The organism is Rhodococcus globerulus NBRC 14531, assembly GCF_001894805.1.
In the GTDB taxonomy this organism is placed as follows: Bacteria; Actinomycetota; Actinomycetes; order Mycobacteriales; family Mycobacteriaceae; genus Rhodococcus_F; species Rhodococcus_F globerula.
The window spans coordinates 577,719-597,486 of the sequence record NZ_BCWX01000001.1 but is presented as its reverse complement, the minus strand read 5'-3'; the positions used below and the strand labels follow the sequence as shown (position 1 = coordinate 597,486).

22 protein-coding genes are annotated in these 19,768 nt (G+C 62.3%); 12 read left to right on the top strand and 10 right to left on the bottom strand.

What is annotated here, in order from left to right; translation table 11 throughout:
- Nucleotides 1–88 precede the first annotated feature (88 nt).
- The 3 genes from RG2_RS02555 (at nucleotide 89) to RG2_RS02545 (ending at nucleotide 2,095) form a co-directional block, all read left to right on the top strand.
- On the top strand, nucleotides 89–748 hold the full coding sequence (locus tag RG2_RS02555; protein WP_033235651.1) for a hypothetical protein: 660 nt from the start codon (nucleotides 89–91) through the stop codon (nucleotides 746–748).
- The gene (locus RG2_RS02550; RefSeq protein WP_033235652.1) at nucleotides 745–1,515 is read left to right on the top strand and encodes a site-2 protease family protein; all 771 of its coding nucleotides are present in this window, start codon (nucleotides 745–747) and stop codon (nucleotides 1,513–1,515) included. Before RG2_RS02555 ends, RG2_RS02550 begins: the two co-directional genes overlap by 4 nt.
- 88 nt (nucleotides 1,516–1,603) lie before the next feature.
- Nucleotides 1,604–2,095, top strand: a complete 492-nt coding sequence (locus RG2_RS02545) for a GNAT family N-acetyltransferase (protein WP_033235653.1) — start codon at nucleotides 1,604–1,606, stop codon at nucleotides 2,093–2,095.
- Between the two features lie 115 nt (nucleotides 2,096–2,210).
- Here the strand turns inward: RG2_RS02545 and RG2_RS02540 are convergent, their stop codons facing one another.
- Nucleotides 2,211–3,551, bottom strand: a complete 1,341-nt coding sequence (locus tag RG2_RS02540) for an HNH endonuclease signature motif containing protein (protein ID WP_072782382.1) — start codon at nucleotides 3,549–3,551, stop codon at nucleotides 2,211–2,213.
- 16 nt (nucleotides 3,552–3,567) lie between these two features.
- Here RG2_RS02540 and RG2_RS02535 point away from each other — a divergent pair, with 16 nt between their 5' ends.
- Nucleotides 3,568–3,798 (top strand): hypothetical protein, encoded by a 231-nt coding sequence (locus RG2_RS02535; RefSeq protein WP_133637944.1) that lies wholly within the window; start codon nucleotides 3,568–3,570, stop codon nucleotides 3,796–3,798.
- A gap of 894 nt (nucleotides 3,799–4,692) precedes the next feature.
- Here the strand turns inward: RG2_RS02535 and RG2_RS02525 are convergent.
- Nucleotides 4,693–5,358, bottom strand: coding sequence for a TetR/AcrR family transcriptional regulator (locus tag RG2_RS02525; protein WP_033235815.1), 666 nt, complete (start codon nucleotides 5,356–5,358; stop codon nucleotides 4,693–4,695).
- 121 nt (nucleotides 5,359–5,479) lie between these two features.
- On the opposite strand from RG2_RS02525, the gene RG2_RS02520 reads away from it, so the two are divergent.
- Both RG2_RS02520 and RG2_RS02515 read left to right on the top strand, forming a co-directional pair.
- Nucleotides 5,480–6,175: a hypothetical protein gene (locus RG2_RS02520; RefSeq protein WP_051730624.1), complete on the top strand. Its 696-nt coding sequence runs from the start codon at nucleotides 5,480–5,482 to the stop codon at nucleotides 6,173–6,175.
- Nucleotides 6,172–6,981 (top strand): SDR family oxidoreductase, encoded by an 810-nt coding sequence (locus RG2_RS02515; protein WP_033235656.1) that lies wholly within the window; start codon nucleotides 6,172–6,174, stop codon nucleotides 6,979–6,981. Before RG2_RS02520 ends, RG2_RS02515 begins: the two co-directional genes overlap by 4 nt.
- A gap of 39 nt (nucleotides 6,982–7,020) precedes the next feature.
- On the opposite strand, the gene RG2_RS02510 is transcribed toward RG2_RS02515, so the two are convergent.
- On the bottom strand, nucleotides 7,021–7,518 hold the full coding sequence (locus RG2_RS02510; protein ID WP_033235657.1) for a winged helix-turn-helix transcriptional regulator: 498 nt from the start codon (nucleotides 7,516–7,518) through the stop codon (nucleotides 7,021–7,023).
- 58 nt (nucleotides 7,519–7,576) lie between these two features.
- Here RG2_RS02510 and RG2_RS02505 point away from each other — a divergent pair, with 58 nt between their 5' ends.
- Nucleotides 7,577–9,007: an MFS transporter gene (locus RG2_RS02505; RefSeq protein WP_051730625.1), complete on the top strand. Its 1,431-nt coding sequence runs from the start codon at nucleotides 7,577–7,579 to the stop codon at nucleotides 9,005–9,007.
- Between the two features lie 23 nt (nucleotides 9,008–9,030).
- On the opposite strand, the gene RG2_RS02500 is transcribed toward RG2_RS02505, so the two are convergent.
- Entirely contained in the window at nucleotides 9,031–9,711 is a 681-nt protein-coding gene (locus RG2_RS02500; protein ID WP_033235658.1) for a class I SAM-dependent methyltransferase, read from the bottom strand.
- A 239-nt stretch (nucleotides 9,712–9,950) separates the two neighbouring features.
- Here RG2_RS02500 and RG2_RS02495 point away from each other — a divergent pair, with 239 nt between their 5' ends.
- On the top strand, nucleotides 9,951–10,892 hold the full coding sequence (locus RG2_RS02495) for a DUF808 domain-containing protein (RefSeq protein ID WP_033235659.1): 942 nt from the start codon (nucleotides 9,951–9,953) through the stop codon (nucleotides 10,890–10,892).
- Here RG2_RS02495 and RG2_RS02490 read toward each other — a convergent pair.
- Entirely contained in the window at nucleotides 10,889–11,842 is a 954-nt protein-coding gene (locus tag RG2_RS02490) for a helix-turn-helix transcriptional regulator (RefSeq protein WP_033235818.1), read from the bottom strand. The two genes, RG2_RS02495 and RG2_RS02490, sit on opposite strands and share 4 nt — an antisense overlap.
- Before the next feature lie 64 nt (nucleotides 11,843–11,906).
- On the opposite strand from RG2_RS02490, the gene RG2_RS02485 reads away from it, so the two are divergent.
- Nucleotides 11,907–12,371 carry a pyridoxamine 5'-phosphate oxidase family protein gene (locus RG2_RS02485; protein WP_033235819.1) on the top strand — a complete coding sequence of 155 codons (465 nt, stop codon included), beginning with the start codon at nucleotides 11,907–11,909 and terminating at the stop codon, nucleotides 12,369–12,371.
- Here RG2_RS02485 and RG2_RS02480 read toward each other — a convergent pair.
- The 3 genes from RG2_RS02480 to RG2_RS02470 form a co-directional block, all read right to left on the bottom strand.
- Nucleotides 12,361–13,290 carry a cation diffusion facilitator family transporter gene (locus RG2_RS02480; protein ID WP_033235660.1) on the bottom strand — a complete coding sequence of 310 codons (930 nt, stop codon included), beginning with the start codon at nucleotides 13,288–13,290 and terminating at the stop codon, nucleotides 12,361–12,363. The two genes, RG2_RS02485 and RG2_RS02480, sit on opposite strands and share 11 nt — an antisense overlap.
- 84 nt (nucleotides 13,291–13,374) lie before the next feature.
- Nucleotides 13,375–14,520: an FUSC family protein gene (locus RG2_RS02475; protein ID WP_033235661.1), complete on the bottom strand. Its 1,146-nt coding sequence runs from the start codon at nucleotides 14,518–14,520 to the stop codon at nucleotides 13,375–13,377.
- Nucleotides 14,507–14,923 carry a DUF3151 domain-containing protein gene (locus RG2_RS02470; RefSeq protein ID WP_033235662.1) on the bottom strand — a complete coding sequence of 139 codons (417 nt, stop codon included), beginning with the start codon at nucleotides 14,921–14,923 and terminating at the stop codon, nucleotides 14,507–14,509. Before RG2_RS02470 ends, RG2_RS02475 begins: the two co-directional genes overlap by 14 nt.
- Nucleotides 14,924–15,046: 123 nt before the next feature.
- On the opposite strand from RG2_RS02470, the gene RG2_RS02465 reads away from it, so the two are divergent.
- Nucleotides 15,047–15,832: an Rv0361 family membrane protein gene (locus RG2_RS02465; protein WP_033235663.1), complete on the top strand. Its 786-nt coding sequence runs from the start codon at nucleotides 15,047–15,049 to the stop codon at nucleotides 15,830–15,832.
- An 80-nt stretch (nucleotides 15,833–15,912) separates the two neighbouring features.
- Here the strand turns inward: RG2_RS02465 and fbaA are convergent, their stop codons facing one another.
- Nucleotides 15,913–16,950: a class II fructose-bisphosphate aldolase gene (gene fbaA, locus RG2_RS02460; RefSeq protein ID WP_033235664.1), complete on the bottom strand. Its 1,038-nt coding sequence runs from the start codon at nucleotides 16,948–16,950 to the stop codon at nucleotides 15,913–15,915.
- A 182-nt stretch (nucleotides 16,951–17,132) separates the two neighbouring features.
- Between fbaA and RG2_RS02455 the strand changes: the two genes are divergently transcribed.
- Nucleotides 17,133–17,867, top strand: coding sequence for a VTT domain-containing protein (locus tag RG2_RS02455; protein ID WP_033235665.1), 735 nt, complete (start codon nucleotides 17,133–17,135; stop codon nucleotides 17,865–17,867).
- A gap of 31 nt (nucleotides 17,868–17,898) precedes the next feature.
- The gene (locus RG2_RS02450) at nucleotides 17,899–18,561 is read left to right on the top strand and encodes a DedA family protein (RefSeq protein WP_033235666.1); all 663 of its coding nucleotides are present in this window, start codon (nucleotides 17,899–17,901) and stop codon (nucleotides 18,559–18,561) included.
- 35 nt (nucleotides 18,562–18,596) lie between these two features.
- Here RG2_RS02450 and RG2_RS02445 read toward each other — a convergent pair whose 3' ends face one another.
- Nucleotides 18,597–19,718: a glycoside hydrolase family 76 protein gene (locus RG2_RS02445; protein WP_033235667.1), complete on the bottom strand. Its 1,122-nt coding sequence runs from the start codon at nucleotides 19,716–19,718 to the stop codon at nucleotides 18,597–18,599.
- Nucleotides 19,719–19,768 lie beyond the last annotated feature (50 nt).

Genomic DNA, 19,768 nt, shown 5'->3' with positions numbered 1-19,768 from the left:
CGACTGTTCCCCAGCCAGGTGAGCGGTGTCGGTGGTGCAACCACCGCCGACAAAGTCATGATCGAGCTAGGAGCACGCGTTGACCCCAGTGGTACTCAGATGTGGCGATTCACCCGTGCCTCTCCCGTTGGGCGAGGTCACGTCGTTCGCGCTGCCGGAGGTGCCCGAGAAAGACGACTTCAGTGAGGCCCTGGCACAACTGAAGGTCGTCTCCGAACCCCGCTTGATTGTGGTCGGCACGGACGCGGCGTTTGCCGCTGTGCTGACGCGACTGATGCGTCTCGAGCTATTGGACGTCGAACTCGCCTACGTCACGGAGGATCGGTCGGACGCCACCGATGCGTACAGACTGTCCACGGGCGCAAAAGCTGCCCGCGCAGCACTCAAAGGCACCGCGCACGTCGTGCCACTGATTCGCGACGACGCCGGAATAGCGCTGGTCGGCGCTGCCACGGTCACCGGCCCAGGTGGAACCGAGGAATTGATCGGTGAGGCGTATGTCGACGACAACAAACTCTTCTCGGGCACTGTGCAGGGTGTCCGGATTGTTCCGAGCCCCAAGCTGCCAGGCATCCGGGCGTCCGTTGATCGCCGCAGTCGCTGGGCTGGGCGACGGTGGCTGGAAGGTCGAGCCGTCCAACTGGGAGCGCCCGCAGCCCACCTCGTGCGCGACGGTGTTCCGAACCCCAGGGACCTCAAACGCTCGACGTTCTACCGCCACGACAAGACCTGGCTGTTGGTCCGGTGAGAACGGGCGCTGCGAGGTCAGCCGTGCGGCCTAGCCCCGTCTTCCTCGGGGTCGTCGCCGTCGCTGTCCTCGGCGGCGTTGTTGCCTGGAGTTCCGACTGGGGTTCCGTGTCCGGCCGGGCCGGGGTTTTTGTTCTTGTCGTCGCCGGCTGGGTGGTGACTTTGTGTCTCCACGAGTTCGCCCACGCGTTTCTTGCGTGGCGTCATGGCGACACCGACGTCGCAGCCCGTGGATATCTGACGCTCAACCCGTTGAAATACAGCCATCCTTTGCTCTCGATCGGGCTCCCGGTGCTGTTCATAGCTCTTGGCGGTATCGGCTTGCCCGGCGGTGCGGTTTATCTGCGCACCGGGATGTTCTCGCCCAAAGTCCAGGCCCGCATCTCCCTGGCCGGTCCGGCAACCAACGCCATCGCCGCCGTAGTCTTGCTTGTCGTCATACGCATTTACGGATCCGGACCAGAGCATGTGACGTTCTGGGCGGGGTTGAGTTTCCTCGCGTTCCTGCAGGTGATGGCGACCGTCCTCAACCTGTTGCCGGTTCCAGGACTAGACGGCTACGGCGCGCTCGAGCCGTTCCTGAAGCCAACGACCCGAGCGCAACTCGACCAGTTAAAACCGTATGGATTACTCCTTCTGGTCGCAGTTCTCTTTGTCCCTCAGGTCAACGTGATCTTTTTCGACGCGATCTATTGGATCTTCGAACTCAGTGGGGTACCCGGGAACTACGCGGCGGCCGGCAATTCATTGATGCGCTTCTGGACGTGACGGAGATCGCACCCTTCCGAACAACGCTGAACGCCGACATGAGAACCTGACATTTCGGTCTATTAACTTTTCAACAGGAGCACCACTGATGATTTCGGCGTCGATAGAGTGCGGCAATTCGGTGTACACCATCCGAAAGGCAGAGCTTCACGACGTAGGCACCCTGGTGGACCTTCTAGCCGACGACCCCATCGGGTCCACTCGTGAAACCACAAATCCCGACGCCCGGACGATCTACGAGAAGGCTTTCGAGAAGATCGACGCCGACGACGCACACCTGCTTGTTGTTGTCACCACCGCCGACGACAACGTGATCGGCACCGTGCAACTCACCTTCATCCCCGGACTGAGCCGGATGGGTGCAACCCGGATGCAGATCGAGGCCGTTCGGGTGCACGAGGATCACCGCAGCCAGGGAATCGGGAGCGCAATGCTGCGTTGGGCATGCGACGAGGGGGCACGGCGCGGCGCATTCCTCGCTCAGCTCACCTCCGACCAGACGAGGACAGAAGCCCACGAGTTCTACGAACGCCTCGGATTTGTCGCCTCACACATCGGGTTCAAGAAGTCCTTGAGCTAACGCACGGCTGAAGATCGCCACGGAATTTCCGAACCTGCGCATGCCTGTTGGCTTCGCATCGTCTTACTGGTGATGCGAAGCAAACGCGCAGTGTTCAGTTCCGGCAGGGCCGGATTCAGTCTCGATGCACTGGCCCTTGGCGGGTGGTGGAGCGGCGGCGACGTTGTTTCGGGTCGATCGCGGCCGGCGGGATGAACCACGGTTTGTGATCATCGCCCATCTTGATTTCCCAGATCCCGCGGAACCCGCTGGTGCTGTGGATCAGTCGGTGGTGGCTACGGCAGAGGAGGGTGAGATTGTCCATCACCGTCAGACCGCCCACTGACCACGGTTTTATGTGGTGGGCGTCGCACCAAGCCGGAACCGCATCGCAGTTGGGGAAGGCGCATCCTTTGTCCCGGGCGATCAACGCGGTGCGTTGCTCGGGTGCGACGAGGCGTTTGTGTGGCGTCGCATCGAGCGGCGCACCCTTGCCGTCCATCAACACCGTCGAGAGCATGCAATCGCAGGCGAGCATCCGGGTCAGGCTCACACTGAGTGGTCCCATCCAGGGCATGTATCCGACGTCAAGATCCTCGAGATCAGGCTCATCGAAATCCGCCGCGACATCGCTACGCATGGTCGCGCATTCCCGATGCTCCGCAAGATCTTTCGCGGTGATGTGCACATTCACATGCGGACGCTGCCCACCATCAACACCGGTGACAGCATTGTCGAGATACCGGCGAACCAGTTCCGTGAACGCGTCGGCGGTGCGTTTGGCAGCTGATCGCTGATCCGGGGTTCCGTCCGCGGCCGGTTTCGGCATCGACAAACCCGAGAGAGCCGACAACAACATCTCACCAGTGAGTGCATCGAAATCGCCCTTGATCGCGACCCGACCGTTCAACGTCGGCGAAATCCGCAAGACGTTGAGGTCATCATCCTCACCGGGCGGGGTCTCATCCGATTCGAAGATCCGCTCCAAAACCGCAATCGCGTACCGGAGTTTGATGGTGGTCGCCTCCACGCCGGATGCCGCAGCGAGCAGTGTTGCCATGCAGGACGGTAGAGCGTTCTCCGGCATACCTTTTGGTGGGGATTCACAGAATGCGGCAATTATTGCCGCATGATCGAGCGAGAGATCACCGGCCTCGAATTGGGCAGCAATGTCCGGGAACCCCCGCAACGCGGCACCGAGGGCGGCGATCTTGTTGCCGGCCGCGTTCTGCAGCATCGTGTTCGCCGCCAACCACCGCCCAACACCGCGGTAGCAGAGCACCTGCTCGTCCGGATTGAGCGCCAACTCGTCAACCGCGGCAACTCGAATCGCTTCCAGCCGAAGAATTTCCGCAGACGCACTCACGGCAACGTCCCGAACCTCAGCCGGTCGCAACCGCCACAACCTGCCACGCACACCCGCAGCCGAACCGGCTACAACATCCCCCACCGAAACAAAATCGCTGACCGTGGTCATCAGAGCCTCCCCACCCTTGACCACAATGATACTCGAACGTTCGTTCGATTCAAAAGGCATTTCGGACAGGTTCCAAGAATATTCACTCGAGCCGGACCTCTTTGCCGAACTCGAACAGTTCATCGCAACCTCCGATCTCCCCCACAACGTCAAAGACACCGCCCGACGCAAACTCGCCGACCCCACCCTCAGCTGGGAAACGATCGCCCAAAACTCGACGCCACCCGTCGTCACCTCGACCGCATAGCCCCGCCACGAAAGATTCGACACCGACCAACTCGCCGCCACGAACTGATCAAGCCAGGTTCCTCCCCAAACTGCTTAAGGTGTTTCAGGGGTGTTTCACTCCCCGAGCGGCCAAGAAAGTCGTCGCACAAGTCGCCCCGAACACCGTGTCGAGGGGAGCGACTCTACGGACTCTCCGGAAGGAACCACCATGACCGAGACCAACACCGCCTGATTCATTACAGTGCCCCGCATCGCAGGACACGGTGGATACGAAAACAAGTGCTACACCCATTACGTCCAAGACAACGGCGGCCACTACTGCCTGCACGGACCGATGGTCCAGACGGACGCAGAATGGCTCGCGAACAAGATGAACACCCAATTGGGCCAACCACCAGCGTCAAGGGTTTTCGGTGGTATTGAGCGCGAACGCGAACTCGGTCGTCGAGACAGTCGACTGTATATCCGCTGGCAAGCCAGCGCGAAGCGGCGGCGCGGCAGCCATGGACAAACAAGATTGCCTAGAGCGGTCATCCTCCACCTGAATTTTCGGGTGGTCATGGAACTTTTGATCGAGCCTCACCACAATGCAGGCTGCACGGGTGATTCATCGGATACGTTTCGGCACTTACGTTTCCGTGACAGAAGGCGCACTCCCTTCGCCACGGATCGGGCTGACACCTGGGTAGGCGACCTCTCCGTCGTGTCCTTAAATAGCGATCAAGTCACACTTCTCGATAAGCAGTCGACTGTCGAGAACGCCGCGGCGGCCATCCCTTAAACAAATCAGTGCTTTTCCAGAGCGGAGCGCAGCGGAGTTCAATTTGGGACACCGTAGGTGGCCGGATCAACCGTCACATCACAGGCAAACCACCCTTGGGTAAGAAAATGACGCGGATCGCCTCTGCAATGCTCACGGCTTTTCCTCGGGCAGTCGCCGGCGGGCGTGGTCGGCGGCGCCGTTGCCGGTGATCAGCCACAGCGTGCTCAGGTCATCGATCAGTTGCTCAAGGGTGATATCGACAGTGCCGTTGAGCCAGCTCATGATCGCCTCGGCGGTGCCACCGACGAGGAACGCCGGCGTAACTCGGGCCAGGCTGTCTCGTTCGAGTTTTACATCGTGAACTTCGCGGGCGTGTTGAACCAGGATCGTCGCGAGGCCTTGAACGACCGCGGCCCGGTGGGCCAACACCGCAGGGGACGCGGAAACCGCGTCGAAGAGCACCCTGGCGCGACGAGGGTCCTCGACCAGGGCTCGCACCGCAGCGTCGATGCTCTGAAAGGCCCTCTCCTGCAGGGACTTCTTTGCTGACATTGCGAACGCGAGGACGGCACTCTCGCTTACGTGACGTGCGGTTTCCTCGACGACGGCCGCCGCCAGTGCATCGAGGGTGTCGAAGCTTTCGTAGAAATAGCGTTTGTTCAGCCCAGCGGTGGAACACACCCTGGCGACCGTCGCGGTGCGCCACTGGTCAGTGGCCATGATTCCCAGCGCGGCGTCGATGAGCTGGTTGCGGCGAACCCGCACCCGCTCGCCGGCATCGATTCCGCCGTAGCTCCGCGCAGGCTGGGCACTCATGACAGCCATAGTGGCATTCGCCTTGTCTCGTTCGCTGCGTAGGGCCCTTGACACCTGTCGACCATATTTGGCACAGTTTGGTACCAGAATAGTTCATCGGCTACCGAGAGGACGTTCATCGATGTCACCCACACCGCCTGCTGCTACCGGCGCCACCCAACTTCCCTCCACCGTCACAGCGGTGATCGGGCCGATACTGGCCGAGTTGCGTGAGCTCTCCAAACACGCGCCGGGTCGAGCGCGAGTAGAGGGATGGCGGTACCTGCGTGAGCTGAGTAGGGCCGACCGCCGCGACCAGATCGGCGCGTTGTTTGCCGCCGGAACACGGCCTGAGCAGCTCGACGGTGCCTACGAAGGTTTGATCGTGGGCAAACTCTTCAATGTTCCCGAGGCCGCGTTGGCCAATCCGCTGCTCGCGATCAACCCGACGTGGCAGGGCAAGACGTTCAACGCCGAGTCAGGTACGGGGTTCAATCGACTGATCCCGTTGGCGCGCTATGCGATGCGGGTGATCGCGCCGCTCTATCGCGGCCTGCGTCGGGCCGGCCCGGAGATTGTGGGCTTCGACTTTCGCTACAGCGCCGATGTCGGACTGGTCACTCCCAAGATTCCCGTGATCGCGCTGGACTACGGCATCGAGGAGTACTGCAATCCGAGTGTGCGGACCTTCCCGATCAAACGCACCCGTGACGAGATCGTCGAGTTGCTACCAGGGCTGTACCTCGGTAGAGCGTTGCTCACGATGCACACCGGTGAGATTCGTACTATCGCCCACTTTGCGTTGCGCCACTTCGAGAACGAGGAGGTGCGGTCATGATCGAACTCGACGGGGCCGTCGTCTGTGTCACCGGCGCAGCCCGCGGCATCGGACGTGCCACTGCTGCTGAACTTTCTCGCAGGGGAGCACTAGTGTGGATCGGTGACCTCGACACTGAGGAGGCCGCCCGCACCGCTGCTGAAATCGATGCCAAGTCAATGCATCTCGATGTCACCAAAGGGGAAAGTCTGCGAAAGTTCTGGGCTGCCGCCAGCGCCGACGGCCCGGTTCGGATGCTCGTCAACAATGCCGGAATCATGCGGCTAGGTCCGTTCGTGGACCAAAGCCTCGAAGGCCATCATCAGGAGGTGGCGGTCAACCTCGGCGGCGTCATCAACGGCATGCACGTCTTCCTCCCCGACATGTTGGCCCGCAACTGCGGCCACATCGTCAACGTCGCATCAATGGCCGCCAAGGTGACCACACCAGGAATCGCGGTGTACTGCGCCACCAAGTTCGCCGTTGCCGCCCTGTCGCGGGCTGTGCGCGCCGAAATTGCCCACACCGCAGTCACGGTCACTACGATCATGCCTGCGGCAGTCAACACCGAACTCACCTCTGGTGTTTCGCTCGATCTGCAACCCACGCTGCAACCCGAACAGGTAGGTCGCGCCATCGCCGACACTGCACGCCGACCAGGTCGCGAGGTCACAGTCCCGCGCTGGCTGGCACCGATAGGAACGCTCGAGGAAGCTGCGCCTGAACGTCTCTTGCAAGTCGCTAAGCGTGTCGTCACCCGCAACCGGCCACCCGGGGATTACGACGACACCCAGCGCCGCGCGTATCTCGACCGAATCCTCCGATGACCACCTTGCTCAACAGGATCGCCAATCGATATTCGACGATTAGCTGTTGCCGCGCACCCGAGCGCCGTTCACGGACACCCGCAACTCCCCCAGTGGCACGACGTGGCCGGATTGGTTGCGCACGTCGACCGTCACGGGTTCACCAGTGCTGTCGTCGGCAACGTTGAGCGGCCCACCCCTGCCCCCGTGCAGGTACTTGTCGCCCCACTGCATGAGCGCCAACACCGCCGGCAGTAAATCCCGGCCCATCTCGGTGAGCACGTACTCATGCCGAGTACGCTTCCCCGGATCCTTGTATGGCTGACGCTCGAAGATGCCGGCAGCAGTGAGATCCTTCAGGCGCGCCGACGCTACCGCTTCGGTGATACCGACCCGCGACGCAAAATCATCGAAACGGGTTGTGCCGTAATAAGCCTCACGCAGGATGAGCATCGCCGACCTCGTGCCGACCACTTCCATTGCGCGGCCGATCGAGCAATGCGTGGCTTGCCACGCGTCCCGATCCGCCAAGACTCCGGTCAGTCGCACTGCGTCCATGCTCACCACCATACTCCCTGACTTGCTATTGCCATAGCCAGGGTTTAGGTTCCTGACTATGGAACTCAACAGTCAGCCCGTCAGGACGGGCCCACTTCTGGCAATCCTGTCGGGAGCACCATTTGTTGCGAGCCTCGATCTCTTTGTCGTCAATGTGGCCTTCGGCGACATCGCCGAGAGCTTTCCCGGACATTCACTCGGCGAGTTCAGCTGGATCCTCAACGGATACGCAATCGTCTACGCCGCACTGCTCATCCCACTCGGGCGTTGGGCTGACCGCATCGGCCCCAAACGAGCGTTCATCGCCGGTCTCGCACTCTTCACTCTCGCCAGTGCCGCTTGCGCTTTCAGTCCGTCACTGTGGATGCTCGTGACATTCCGCATCGTCCAGGCCGTGGGCGCTGCAGCACTCACCCCGGCCAGCCTCGGACTTCTGATCAACGCACTCCCGGCCGCGAAACGCCAATCCGGCGTTCGCATCTGGGCCGCTTCCGGCGCTGCGGCAGCGGCATTCGGCCCCGTTGTCGGCGGCATGCTCGTGGAGGCGTCGTGGCACTGGGTGTTCCTGATCAACGTTCCCATCGGGATCGTGCTGCTCTACTTCGCCGTTCGACTTGTCCCGGATGCCGCGGAGAAGGACCCCGATGCAGGAATGGACCTGGCCGGCGCCGCACTCCTCACCGTCGGTATCGGCGCTCTTGCTCTCGCACTGGTTCAGGGTCCTGACTGGGGATGGACAGACCCGCGCATCGTTATTGCCTGTGCACTCGCCGCGGTCACTCTGATTGCGTTCTGGTGGAGCAACTCCCGCCACTCCGCTCCGCTGATCGCGCCGGATCTCCTGAAAGTCCGCTCGTTTGCCTGGTCGAATATCACCGCCATCTTGTTCAGCGCCACATTCGCGGCCGGACTTCTCGCGAATATCCTTTGGTTGCAAGAAGTCTGGGGATACTCGGCACTGCGAACCGGATTTGCCGTCGCTCCCGGTCCGATGATGGTTCCGTTGTTTGCCATCGTGGGCGGAGCCCTCACCCGCAAATACTCCGCCGGCCGAGTAGCCGCTCTGGGCAGCGCGCTCTGGGCAGCCGGCACACTCTTTGTCCTGCTGTCGGTGGACACGACACCGCACTACGCCACCCAACTGCTGCCGGGGTGGATCATCACCGGGATCGGCGTCGGCCTCGCTCTGCCCACCATCCTCTCGCAGGCAACAGCCGACCTGCCCGCGGCGCGATCGGCCACGGGCAGCGCCGTCATCAGCATGAGCCGTCAGATCGGTACTGTGCTCGGCGTGAGCATCCTGATCGCAGTCCTCGGAAGCGCGGTCGACTACAGCACCTTCCGACAAGCCTGGTGGGTCATCGTCGCAATTGCTGTTGCATCCGCAGTCGCATCACTCGGGATGACTCCCAGCTCCAGCACGGATACCGCCAGCACGGAGACCGCCGGCACGAAGTCGGTGCCGCGGCAAGGCATACCCGTCGAGTAGTCCGGCAAGGTCCGGTCCGTCAGTCAGTGACCCAACGCCGTCCATTCGGGATCCGGCTTGCTCGCCACTACTCGGAACACGACCCCGCCCCGTCCGCTGCGCTGCACTTCGTCGATCAGGAAACCCGCGTCCTCGAGGTATCCGATGGGATCGCGAGTGAGGTGGTCGGAACCGAAACGCACAAAAAGCGGTTCGACCACCTTCATCACGGCCCGCGCAAAAACATTGGTGCTCGGCCCGTGTTCCGCCAGTACAAATCGACCGCCGGGCACCAAAACGCGGAAGGCCTCGACTGCAGCTCGGCCCGGATCAGGAATCGTGCAGAACGCGTAGGTGGACAGCAGCGTATCGACGCACTCGTCGGGGATATCCAGTTCCTGCACGTCTCCGTACCGAAGGTCGACGCTGGTGCTCACACCCTCGGAGACCCTGGCGCGGGCCTGATCGAGCATCGCTTTCGAGATGTCCACTCCGATGACGTAGTCGACGTCCTTACCGTAGAGCGGCAAGTTCAGGCCGGTACCGACGGCAATCTCGACGACGCGGCCGCGCGCTTTGTCGACTGCCCATCTACGTGCGTCACCGAGTGCAAAGCGCTCGAAGCGTCCGATCTGTCGGTCGTAGTGAGTCGCCATCGCGTCGAAACTCTTGGCGACCTGTGCTGTGTCCGGTTCGCGCATGATGCCCCATTCGGTCGATCCCATTCGGTCGATCCCCTGTGCAGTCTCGCACGCGAACAACTAGCCCGGAAGCCCTTAACGCAACGATGTCTGCAGAGTTGACGTCGGGTCTGCGCTACTCACGCTATGAAGTCGCCGGTATCGTTCGAGGTGACCTGCCGCCGCCTCCGACGTTCATGGGATAGAGACTTCGTGCGATCAAGCAACTGCGTTACCGGATCCGTCCGGCCACCCCTTTCCACTGATTCCACTGGAGGTCTGTGATGGCCGGCGGACTGTTTGCCCTGCTCGACGACGTCGCCGCTCTGGCTCGGATGGCAGCAGCGTCGATCGACGACGTAGCTGCCGCGACCGGTAAGGCAACGGCCAAGGCTGCCGGCGTGGTGATCGACGACGCGGCTGTCACTCCGCAGTACGTGCGCGGCTTGGCGGCTGAACGCGAACTGCCGATCATCAAGCGCATCGCGATCGGGTCGTTGCGCAACAAGCTGCTGATCATTCTGCCGATCGCGCTGCTGCTCAGCCAGTTCCTCCCCGGGCTACTGACTCCCCTGCTGATGGTGGGTGGCTGTTACCTCAGCTACGAAGCTGTCCACAAAATCTGGGGAGCGATTTTCGGCCACGGCGACCATCACGAGAGCGCAGACGAGCATCCGCGTGACGAAGAGGCCGTTGTCTCCGGCGCCGTGCGTACCGATCTGATTCTGTCGGCCGAGATCATGGTGATCGCACTCAACACCATCGCGGGTGAAGGTTTCTGGAGCCGACTGATCATTCTTGCCGTCGTCGCTGTGGTGATCACCGTTGTCGTCTACGGCGTTGTCGGATTGATCGTGAAGATGGACGACATCGGTTTGCGCATCGCCGAGTCGTCGTCTGGTTTCACTCACAAGGTCGGGCGCGGGCTCGTTCGCGGCATGCCGCACGTGATGTCGGTGCTCTCCGTGGTGGGCACCGCCGCAATGCTGTGGGTGGGTGGCCACATTCTTCTGGTCGGCATCGACGAACTCGGCTTCCATCCCCTCTACGACGCCGTTCATCACGGCGAAGAAGCGGTCAAGGATATTGCCGGTGTCGGCGGAGTCCTGGCATGGATCGTCAACACTCTTGCATCTGCAGCTCTCGGCCTGGTGGTCGGTGCGGTGATCGTCGCAGCGCAGTTGGGTATTACGAGCGTGCTGGCAAAGCGATCGGCGACGGCCTAGTCGATGTGCCTGTGGCGCGCCGCCATCTGCTCCGCCACCGCGCACACTGCATCGCGCAGCGACAACGGTTCCAGCACTTCGACGTCCGCACCCAAACCGATCAACTGAGAGAGCGCAACTTCAGGGCTTTCCAATCTCAATTCGACGTCCATCCATCCGGCCGAATCAGGCGGACCTGGCACCACTCGCGACGCCTCGACTCCCACCGCCTCGGGGAGTCTTCGCCGACCGTTGGGGGACAATCGAATCCGACAGCTGAAACGCAACAGCGAACGGTCGAACTCCGCCATGGATGCCGCCCACCATGTCGCCAAATCGAAATCCGCAGGCCTGTCGGATAATTCGTCACACACCACGGGGCCGGTGATTCGGCCGACCCGAAACGACAGAGTTCGACCGCCCAGACGTGCCACCAGATACCAGACCCCGGCCTTGATCACGAGACCGAGCGGATCAACCGTCCGTTGGTTGTCACGGTAGGTGAAACGTAGTCGGCGTGAATCCAGCACCGCGGACGCAATAGTCGGCAGTGCCGAGATATCGTCGCTGCCACCGAACCATCCGGGGACGTCCACAAGAATGCGGTCCTGCCACAACCGCGCGCCTTTCCGCAGGCTCGGCGGCATCGTATCCAGCAGTTTTGCGGCCGCGGCGTCCGCGGAATCCGTCCGGCCCAGATCGGCGGCGATGGACGGCACGCCCAGCAGCATCAGCGCCGACGTCTCGTCGTCTGTCATTCCCGATAGCTTGGATTGCCAGCCGTCGAGCAAGCGGATACCGCCGCCCGGGCCACTTTCGGTCCAGATCGGCACACCGGCAGCGGACAACGAGGCCACATCGCGGTAGATCGTCCGTACCGACACCCCGAACTCGCCGGCCAACTGCTCGGCTACAACTCCTCGACTGCCCTGCAATCGCAACATGAGCTGAAGCAGGCGCGCGGATCTCATGGAGCGAACATTACCGAGAATCACTGACAGAAGTTGTCAGGAATAGGGGTGCAGAATGACCGTCATGGTCACCTGGAAGCAGTTCTCCGAAGAAGTTCCCGCCCTAGCCACAGCCGTCGAAGCTCGATTCAAGGCCCACAAGCATCACGTGCTCGCAACGCTGCGCAAGGACGGTTCACCGCGGGTCAGTGGCACCGAAGTGGAAATGCTGGACGGGCGTCTGGTGCTCGGATCGATGTTCGGCGCTCTCAAGGCGAAGGACCTCATCCGCGACGGGCGCTACGCCCTCCACAGCAATCCCGGCGAGCACACGATGGAGGGCGGCGACGCGAAGATCGCCGGAACCGCACGAGAGGTGACCGGTGACGAGTTCGAGGCCGTTCTTGCCAGTTACACCTACGACGTTCCGAAACCCCTGCACCTCTTTGTCCTCGACATCGAGGAGGTGGTTCACACGACCGTCGACGACGAACATATGTACGTGGACCTCTGGAAGCCGGGAAAGGAGATCACCCGGTTCACCAAGTGACGTTCTTCTCGCAATGCTCGCCGTTGGCGCACGATTCCACCTGCACTGTCGCGTGTGAAAGCCCGTGACTTTCCAAGACCGCGCGGGCGGATTCGAGAACGTGCGAAGAATCGGCGTCGCTGGTCAAATGCACTGTGGCAACATCCATCCCCGTCGTCAGGGTCCAGATGTGCAGATCATGCACGCCCTTGACATTGGGTAGCGCGGCCAGATCGGCTTCGACGGTTTCGACATCGACATCGGCCGGCGACGCTTGCGTCAGAATGCGCAGCGACGCGGCCGCCAACTTGAGTGCGCGGGGAACCACCCACAGCGAGATGAGCACACCGACAACGATGTCTGCCCACGTCCAGCCGAACAGTAGGACCACAGCGCCGGCGATCAGAACGCCAACGCTGCCAACGGCATCCGCGAGCACTTCGAGGTAGGCGCCGCGCACGGCGAGGCTGTCCTTGGAGTCGCCACGCAACATGAGCATGACCACGATATTGGCGAGCAGACCCGCTGCGGCAGTGATGATGAGGGCACCGCCGGGAATCTCGGGTTCGTCACCGATGCGGCCGATGGCCTCGTACATCACCCACGCCGCCACGGCCAAGAGCATGGCCGCGTTGGCCATCGCTGTGAGGACCTCGGCGCGATGCCAGCCGAAAGTCCGTGCAGCGGTGCTGCTCCCCTTCTTGGCGAGCAGAAGCGCTGTCAACCCCATGGCCATGCCGACAACATCGGTGAGCATGTGGCCGGCGTCGGCGAGCAGAGCCAGTGAGCCGATGAGCAAGCCGACGGTCGCCTCGAGAACGAGGAAGGCAACCAGGATCGCAAGTGCGATCACCATCTTCCGGATGCGCGTCGGACTCGGTCCTACTCCGACCGAATCTGCCGCCGTGTGACCGTGAGAATGACCGTGCCCTGACCCCATATGACCGCTTACCTCCTGAGTTCTCCCGATCATATGCATACATTCGCATATATACAACGGGTTGCTCGGTGAGCGGGACAAAGGTCAGTGTTCAGGCTGGTACGCCGGTTTCTCCACAGTGGGCGGCAACGTAGCGATTGCCGAAATACGCTTCATCCCCGCCACCTGCAGTAAGTCGACAACCAGCGAGCGGATCTGCGCGAACACCACCGTCGCAGACAGGCCGGCCGTCTCCACAATTGCCGGCTTCAGTTCTTTGGCCACCGAACGTAGCACCCGAGCGGCCTCCGCCTGATCAGGCTGCTCCCCCGGTTCCGCCAGGATCATTTCCCTCAAGACGTCGACGGCCTTGGACAATTTCTCCACCTGGGTCACCAGACGTGGATCAAGAATTTCGTCGTCCCTGACCAACGTCAGGGAACGCCGCGACAGAACTCGAATGTTGCGCATCGCGTTGTCGATCGGATCGGCTGTCGCCATGAGTCGTTCGAGCCGCGGGCGAGTGTTCCAGTACAGCGGCGAGATCCGACTGATCTCCTGCCCGCCTTTGAGATTGGTGCGCAATCCGTCGATCGCCGACTGCGTCGCGCGGGCCTTACGGAGAGCCTTCACTATCGGCTCCGGATCGTTGGCTCGCAATCCGTCGGCCACCAACGCCAGCACCTCCGACGACGTCGCGAGAATCGCCGCCGCGTCCTTACGAGCGCGTCGCACGGGATGTGTGGGGATGATCGCGACCACCGCGATGCCCACCAAACCACCGACCAGTGCGTCGATCATGCGGTCGATTCCGCCGGTACCCCCTGGCGGAATCAACGTCGCCACCAGCACAGCCGAGTTACCGGCCTGCATCGAGAAGATGGGGCCGCTGTTCAGCAAGACCGCCACCGACATCGCCAGCACCACCACCAGGCTGATCTGCCACGCGCCGCTGCCGATACCGGAAATGATCAGATCGCCGATACCGATGCCGACCGTCACACCGGCCACCAACTCGAACGAGCGACGCAGGCGAGCACCCAACGACAGCCCGAGCGACACGACAGCGGCAATGGGCGCAAAGAACGGCGCGTGGTGCCCGATCACCGTGGTGGCAACCCACCACGCCAACCCTGCGGCCAGTGCGCATTGAAGAATCGGTAGCGCCGACGTTCTCAGTCGGCGCCCCGACTTGCGAGCGCGGTCCTTGATGCTCGACGCGCTCGGACGGAAACTGCTAACCGACGCCAAGCGCTTCGGCAGCGTTGGGGTCGCAATCCTCGAGCAGGTCCAGGCAGCGGGCGTACTCGTCTGTCTCACCGATCGACTGCGCGGCCTTGGCCAGCACTGCTACACAACGGAGGAAACCGCGATTGGGCTCATGGCTGTACGGGACGGGCCCGAAGCCCTTCCAACCATTGCGACGAAGCTGATCGAGTCCGCGGTGGTAACCGGTGCGCGCGTAGGCGTACGCGGTGATGGTTGCGCCGCTCTCGAATGCGGCCTCGGCCAGATAAGCCCACGCGATGGACGCAGTGGGATGATCAGCCGCTACCTGAGCCGGATCAGCGTGGTTGAGCAGGGCCGATTCCGCGTCGTCGTCGCCGGGAAGCAGAGTGGGCTTGGGTCCGAGCAGGTCACCGAATTGGGTCATGGGCTTATTGTGCCCGCTGCGGTCCGTGGGCACCGGACCGCCTCACCCGTGGTCGCCGTTACGACCGGATTCGACCGATCGTTACGCTGGGGACGTCAATTGCCCCAGACCGAAGGATGACCGGTGCCGGACTCGAAAGACGACAACTCGACAAAGGGCGCGCCGGAAAAACAGGGCGCGCCGGAAAGTTCGACGCCGACTGAACCCGCCACCGTCGCGATCCCCAAGGCGTCTCCGAAGCCCCCGGCGCCTGAGCCCGCAACCGTAGCCATTCCCAAGGCACAGCAGCCCCAGATGCCGCCGCCCCAGGCACCGCAACGTCAGTCGCCGCCACGTCCGTCGCCGCAGCCCAAGGCACCACAGCCGGTCCGCGCCGCGCCGCAACGCGTCGGAGTAGCAGCCGGAATTCCGCCGCAGCAGCCTCTTCCCACTCGAATCGAGCCGGCCGCGCCGGAGCAGACGAAGCGCGGTGGCAAGGGATGGTACATCGCCGCGGGAGCAGCCGCTGTCGCCATCGTGGCCGCGATCGGCGTCGCTCTGTATGTCTCGTCCGAGAGCAGCAGCGGGGAAAACTCACCGGAAGCTAAGGTCCAAACGGCGATCAGCACGTACGTCGACGCTCTCGCGTCCGGTGACATTGCCGCTCTGCGCACCGCAACGTGTGGTTCTCTCGCCGACTACTACCAGTCCGTCCCGGACGACGCTTTTGCCCAGGTCCACCAGAATGCGGTAACGCAGAAGACGATTCCCCAGGTCAGCGCCGTCGACGCCGTCCGAATCACCGACGACACTGCTATCGCCCAAGTTGAGGCGAGCATCCCGGCAACCGGGGAACGGTCGTGGCGAACCTTCGATCTGGAACGCCAGGACGGAACCTGGAAGGTCTGCGACCCGAGCCAGACCGGTTAAACACTCGAACCGTAACCAACTGTGCGCGCCCACGAAGTCTTCGACTTCGTGGGCGCGCACAGTTTTTCGATCGAGCAGTTCTAGCCTCCGGACACCGAGCGGCCGGCCGACTTCAGGTCGTTGCACGCCTCGATGACACGAGCAGTCATGCCTGCTTCGGCCTTCTTGAGGTAGCTGCGCGGGTCGTAAGCCTTCTTGTTTCCGACCTCACCGTCGACCTTGAGGACGCCGTCGTAGTTGGTGAAGAAGTGACCCGCGATCGGACGCGAGAACGCGTACTGCGTGTCGGTGTCGACGTTCATCTTCACGACGCCGAAGTTCAGCGAAGCCTCGATCTCGGACTTCAGCGAGCCCGATCCACCGTGGAACACGAAGTCGAACGGCTGCGAGCCGGCAGCGAGGCCGAGCTTCGCTGCGGCAACGCGCTGGCCCTCGTCGAGAACCTCGGGCTTGAGCTTGACGTTGCCCGGCTTGTACACACCGTGCACGTTGCCGAAGGTGGCAGCGAGGAGGTACTTGCCCTGCTCGCCGACGCCCAGAGCGTCGACCGTCTTCTCGAAGTCTTCCTTCGAGGTGTACAGCTTGTCGTTGATCTCGGCTTCGACGCCGTCTTCTTCGCCGCCGACAACACCGATCTCGACCTCGAGGATGATGTTTGCAGCTTTCGACAGTGCAAGCAGTTCCTTGGCGATCGCCAGGTTCTCGTCGATCGGGACAGCCGATCCGTCCCACATGTGGGACTGGAAGAGCGGGTTACGGCCGGCGTTGACGCGTTCCTGCGAGATGGCGAGCAGTGGACGCACAAACGTGTCCAGCTTGTCCTTCGGGCAGTGATCGGTGTGCAGCGCGATGGTGACGTCGTACTTGGCGGCAATCACGTGCGCGAACTCGGCGAGTGCAGCAGCACCGGTAACCATGTCCTTGATGCCCAGACCGGAACCGAACTCGGCACCGCCGGTCGAGAACTGGATGATGCCGTCACTGCCGGCGTCTGCAAAGCCCTTGATGGCTGCGTTGATGGATTCGGAGCCGACACAGTTGATAGCGGGGAAGGCAAAGGAATGCTCCTTGGCCCGACTCAGCATCTCGGCATAGACCTCGGGAGTTGCGATAGGCACGGCGGGAGTCCTCCATTTACGTGTCGTTCGGAGCGCTCGACGATGTATAAAGCGCTTCGTGTGGTCCTAGCAGTATGGCAAGTCGTGGTCGCCACGTCTCTTTGCGGTCTCGCCGTGACGTGGACGACGCGGTGACCTGCAGCAGTGGGAAACACTCAGACGCTCCCGGTAGTCTGGCCTCCGTGAATGTGCAGGCAGCAACTGAATCCGTGACGAACCTGGCCTTGCTGCCCGGCTTCCTCGATCCCGTGAACCTCTTGAACTCCTTCGGAACGTGGGTTCTGGTGGGATTGCTTCTGGTGGTCTTCATCGAATCCGGCCTACTGTTTCCGCTCCTGCCCGGCGATTCCCTCCTCTTCACCGCAGGGTTGATCGCGGCGTCCAAATCCACCGAGATCGAGCCGTTCGCGCCGTTGTGGGTGCTGTTGGTGACCATTCCGATTGCGGCGATCCTCGGTGACCAGGTCGGTTTCTACATCGGCGCCAAGGGTGGAACTGCGCTGTTCAAGAACGACGACGCGAAGTTCTTCAAGAAGAAGTACATCGACGAATCACACGCGTTCTTCGAAAAGCACGGCCCGATCACCATCATCCTGGCCCGCTTCGTGCCGATCGTGCGCACGTTCGCTCCGGTTGTCGCCGGCGCATCGAAGATGAAGTACTCGCTCTTCCTCACCTACAACATCGTCGGTGGCATTCTGTGGGGTGCCGGCGTCACGATGCTCGGCTACCTCCTCGGTCAGATCGAATTCATCCGCGACAACGTCGACTACATCTTCATCTTGATCGTCCTGGTGTCTGTCCTGCCGATCGTTTTCGAAATCGGAAAGCGCCTTCTCGCGTCACGACGCGGTGAAACGGCGAATACTTCAACTACGGACAATTCGGAATCCGTGACCGAGGAACCGACTCACTGATCACCAGAACCGAGGCAAGAAACTGACCACCATGACACTCGCGTCCGGCAGTTTCGGTCCCCTCGAAACCGCTGGTCCTGCGCTGGTGTGGATCATCGTCGTGACATTCGTCTTCATCGAATGCGCGATCATTCTGGGGTTGTTCCTTCCCGGCGATTCTCTCCTCATCACTGCAGGAATTGTGCTGGCCGGCCACGAATCCGGCGCCGGACACGTGTGGGCTCTCTCGGTGGGCGCCATGATCGCCGCCATTGCCGGCAATCAGGTCGGGTACGTCATCGGTCACCGAACGGGCAACCACATCAAGGCCCGCAAAGGTGGCAAATACTTCACCGAGAAAAACCTGCACCGGGTCAACATCCTGCTGGAGAGACACGGCTTCTGGGCTGTCCTGATCGCCCGGTGGATCCCCTGGATACGCACCCTGTGCCCCATGGTCGCGGGCGCAGCCAAGATGAACCACACGCGATACACCGTGGCCAGCACCATCGGCGCAATCATCTGGGCGCCGGTTCTGCTGCTGATCGGCTTCTACGGCGGCTCGTTCCTCGATCGTGTCCCCTGGCTCCTGCCGGCGGTCCTGATCGTGATGACCGTGAGCCTGGTCGTCGGCACCGGTCTCGGCATCTGGCAGTACCGCAAGGAAATGGCCCGCCCCGCCGAGGACGTCGAGGTCGAGGAAGTTCTGGACTGACGCCTTTAGCGTTTGCCCGGCTGAGGCTCTGGCGCTCAGCGTTTACGCGGATATCCCGCCGCTGAGACGACGTATGCGGCTTCCATCAGCATCCAACCGCCCAACTGCACTGACAGGTCACGCTCCGGGACGCTCGACGATCGCACCGAACCTCCCGTGAACGTCGCCAGTTCCCCGGAAAGCCTCGGCAGCGTGGCGTCGCGGGTCCAGTCGTGACCGAACAGCGGTAACCCCTCCACCTCGAGGCGGTTCTTCCAGGCGGCTTCCGCCGACGCCAGCACGATCTGCGCGGCGATCTCCTTCGCCCGAATGTCCTCGTTGCTCTCCCAGGTCAGGTTGACCACGACAAACGCCAGATACCGCACCAGGATCGCGTTGAACAGGCCACCGTCGCCGCCGCCGCCTCCGATGATGACGCCGCGATCGGTCAAACCGTCGTAGACCGCGTTGACGAGGGCATGAACCCGCTCGCGGTGCCTCGGTTCACCCAACCGTGTCGCCAGTTCCGTCTCCAGGCCGAGAGTGACTCCTTGGCAATACGAGTAAATGGCCCGTTCGAGCGTTCCGTCGCGGCGGATACCGTCGAAGATCAGACCTGATTCGGGATCACGCAGAGTCTCCTCGATCCAGTCGGCGTGCGCCTGAGCTCGCCACAGCTTGCCAGTCCGAGCAAGCATGATCCCGGCGGGGCCGTTGGCCGGGGTGTTGTAGAAATCGGAACCCTTGCACCAGGGAATTCCGCCACCGTCCTCCGGCGACCACGAGTCGAAGAGTTGAGATTCGAGAGCTTGTACGGCGCTGCGATGGTCCAGTGCAAACAGCCGTTGGGCGCGTTCGAGCGACAACCCAAGCCAGGCCATGTCGTCGTAGTAGCTGTTGGTCCAGGACCTGACGTTGCGAACCCGGACGCTGCGGGCAACCTTGGCAATCCGACGACGACGCTTGGGCGTCGGGTCACGTTCGAGCGCGTCGACGGCAGTATCGAGCAGATGCGCCTGCCACCAGTAATGCCACGGGCGGAACATGCGCTCGCGGCGCACCGCCGGCCACGCCACGACACCCAGCGCTGTTCTCGGCATTGCCCACAACCGTCGCAGATGCCGACTGACAATGGCTCCTTCGGCCGCATCTGCGCGTTCCGCCCACACTTGCTGCATAAGACATATCCTGTCCCCTCGGAGCCTGCGGCGCTAGCGCCTACCCAGCT

Coding starts and splice junctions, on each gene's coding strand:
- RG2_RS02545 (WP_033235653.1), top strand. CDS start 1,604: ATGATTTCGGCGTCGATAGAGTGCGGCAATTCGGTGTACACCATCCGA.
- RG2_RS02540 (WP_072782382.1), bottom strand. CDS start 3,551: ATGACCACGGTCAGCGATTTTGTTTCGGTGGGGGATGTTGTAGCCGGT.
- RG2_RS02525 (WP_033235815.1), bottom strand. CDS start 5,358: ATGAGTGCCCAGCCTGCGCGGAGCTACGGCGGAATCGATGCCGGCGAG.
- RG2_RS02520 (WP_051730624.1), top strand. CDS start 5,480: ATGTCACCCACACCGCCTGCTGCTACCGGCGCCACCCAACTTCCCTCC.
- RG2_RS02515 (WP_033235656.1), top strand. CDS start 6,172: ATGATCGAACTCGACGGGGCCGTCGTCTGTGTCACCGGCGCAGCCCGC.
- RG2_RS02510 (WP_033235657.1), bottom strand. CDS start 7,518: ATGGACGCAGTGCGACTGACCGGAGTCTTGGCGGATCGGGACGCGTGG.
- RG2_RS02505 (WP_051730625.1), top strand. CDS start 7,577: ATGGAACTCAACAGTCAGCCCGTCAGGACGGGCCCACTTCTGGCAATC.
- RG2_RS02500 (WP_033235658.1), bottom strand. CDS start 9,711: ATGGGATCGACCGAATGGGGCATCATGCGCGAACCGGACACAGCACAG.
- RG2_RS02495 (WP_033235659.1), top strand. CDS start 9,951: ATGGCCGGCGGACTGTTTGCCCTGCTCGACGACGTCGCCGCTCTGGCT.
- RG2_RS02490 (WP_033235818.1), bottom strand. CDS start 11,842: ATGAGATCCGCGCGCCTGCTTCAGCTCATGTTGCGATTGCAGGGCAGT.
- RG2_RS02485 (WP_033235819.1), top strand. CDS start 11,907: ATGGTCACCTGGAAGCAGTTCTCCGAAGAAGTTCCCGCCCTAGCCACA.
- RG2_RS02480 (WP_033235660.1), bottom strand. CDS start 13,290: ATGGGGTCAGGGCACGGTCATTCTCACGGTCACACGGCGGCAGATTCG.
- RG2_RS02470 (WP_033235662.1), bottom strand. CDS start 14,923: ATGACCCAATTCGGTGACCTGCTCGGACCCAAGCCCACTCTGCTTCCC.
- RG2_RS02450 (WP_033235666.1), top strand. CDS start 17,899: ATGACACTCGCGTCCGGCAGTTTCGGTCCCCTCGAAACCGCTGGTCCT.
- RG2_RS02445 (WP_033235667.1), bottom strand. CDS start 19,718: ATGCAGCAAGTGTGGGCGGAACGCGCAGATGCGGCCGAAGGAGCCATT.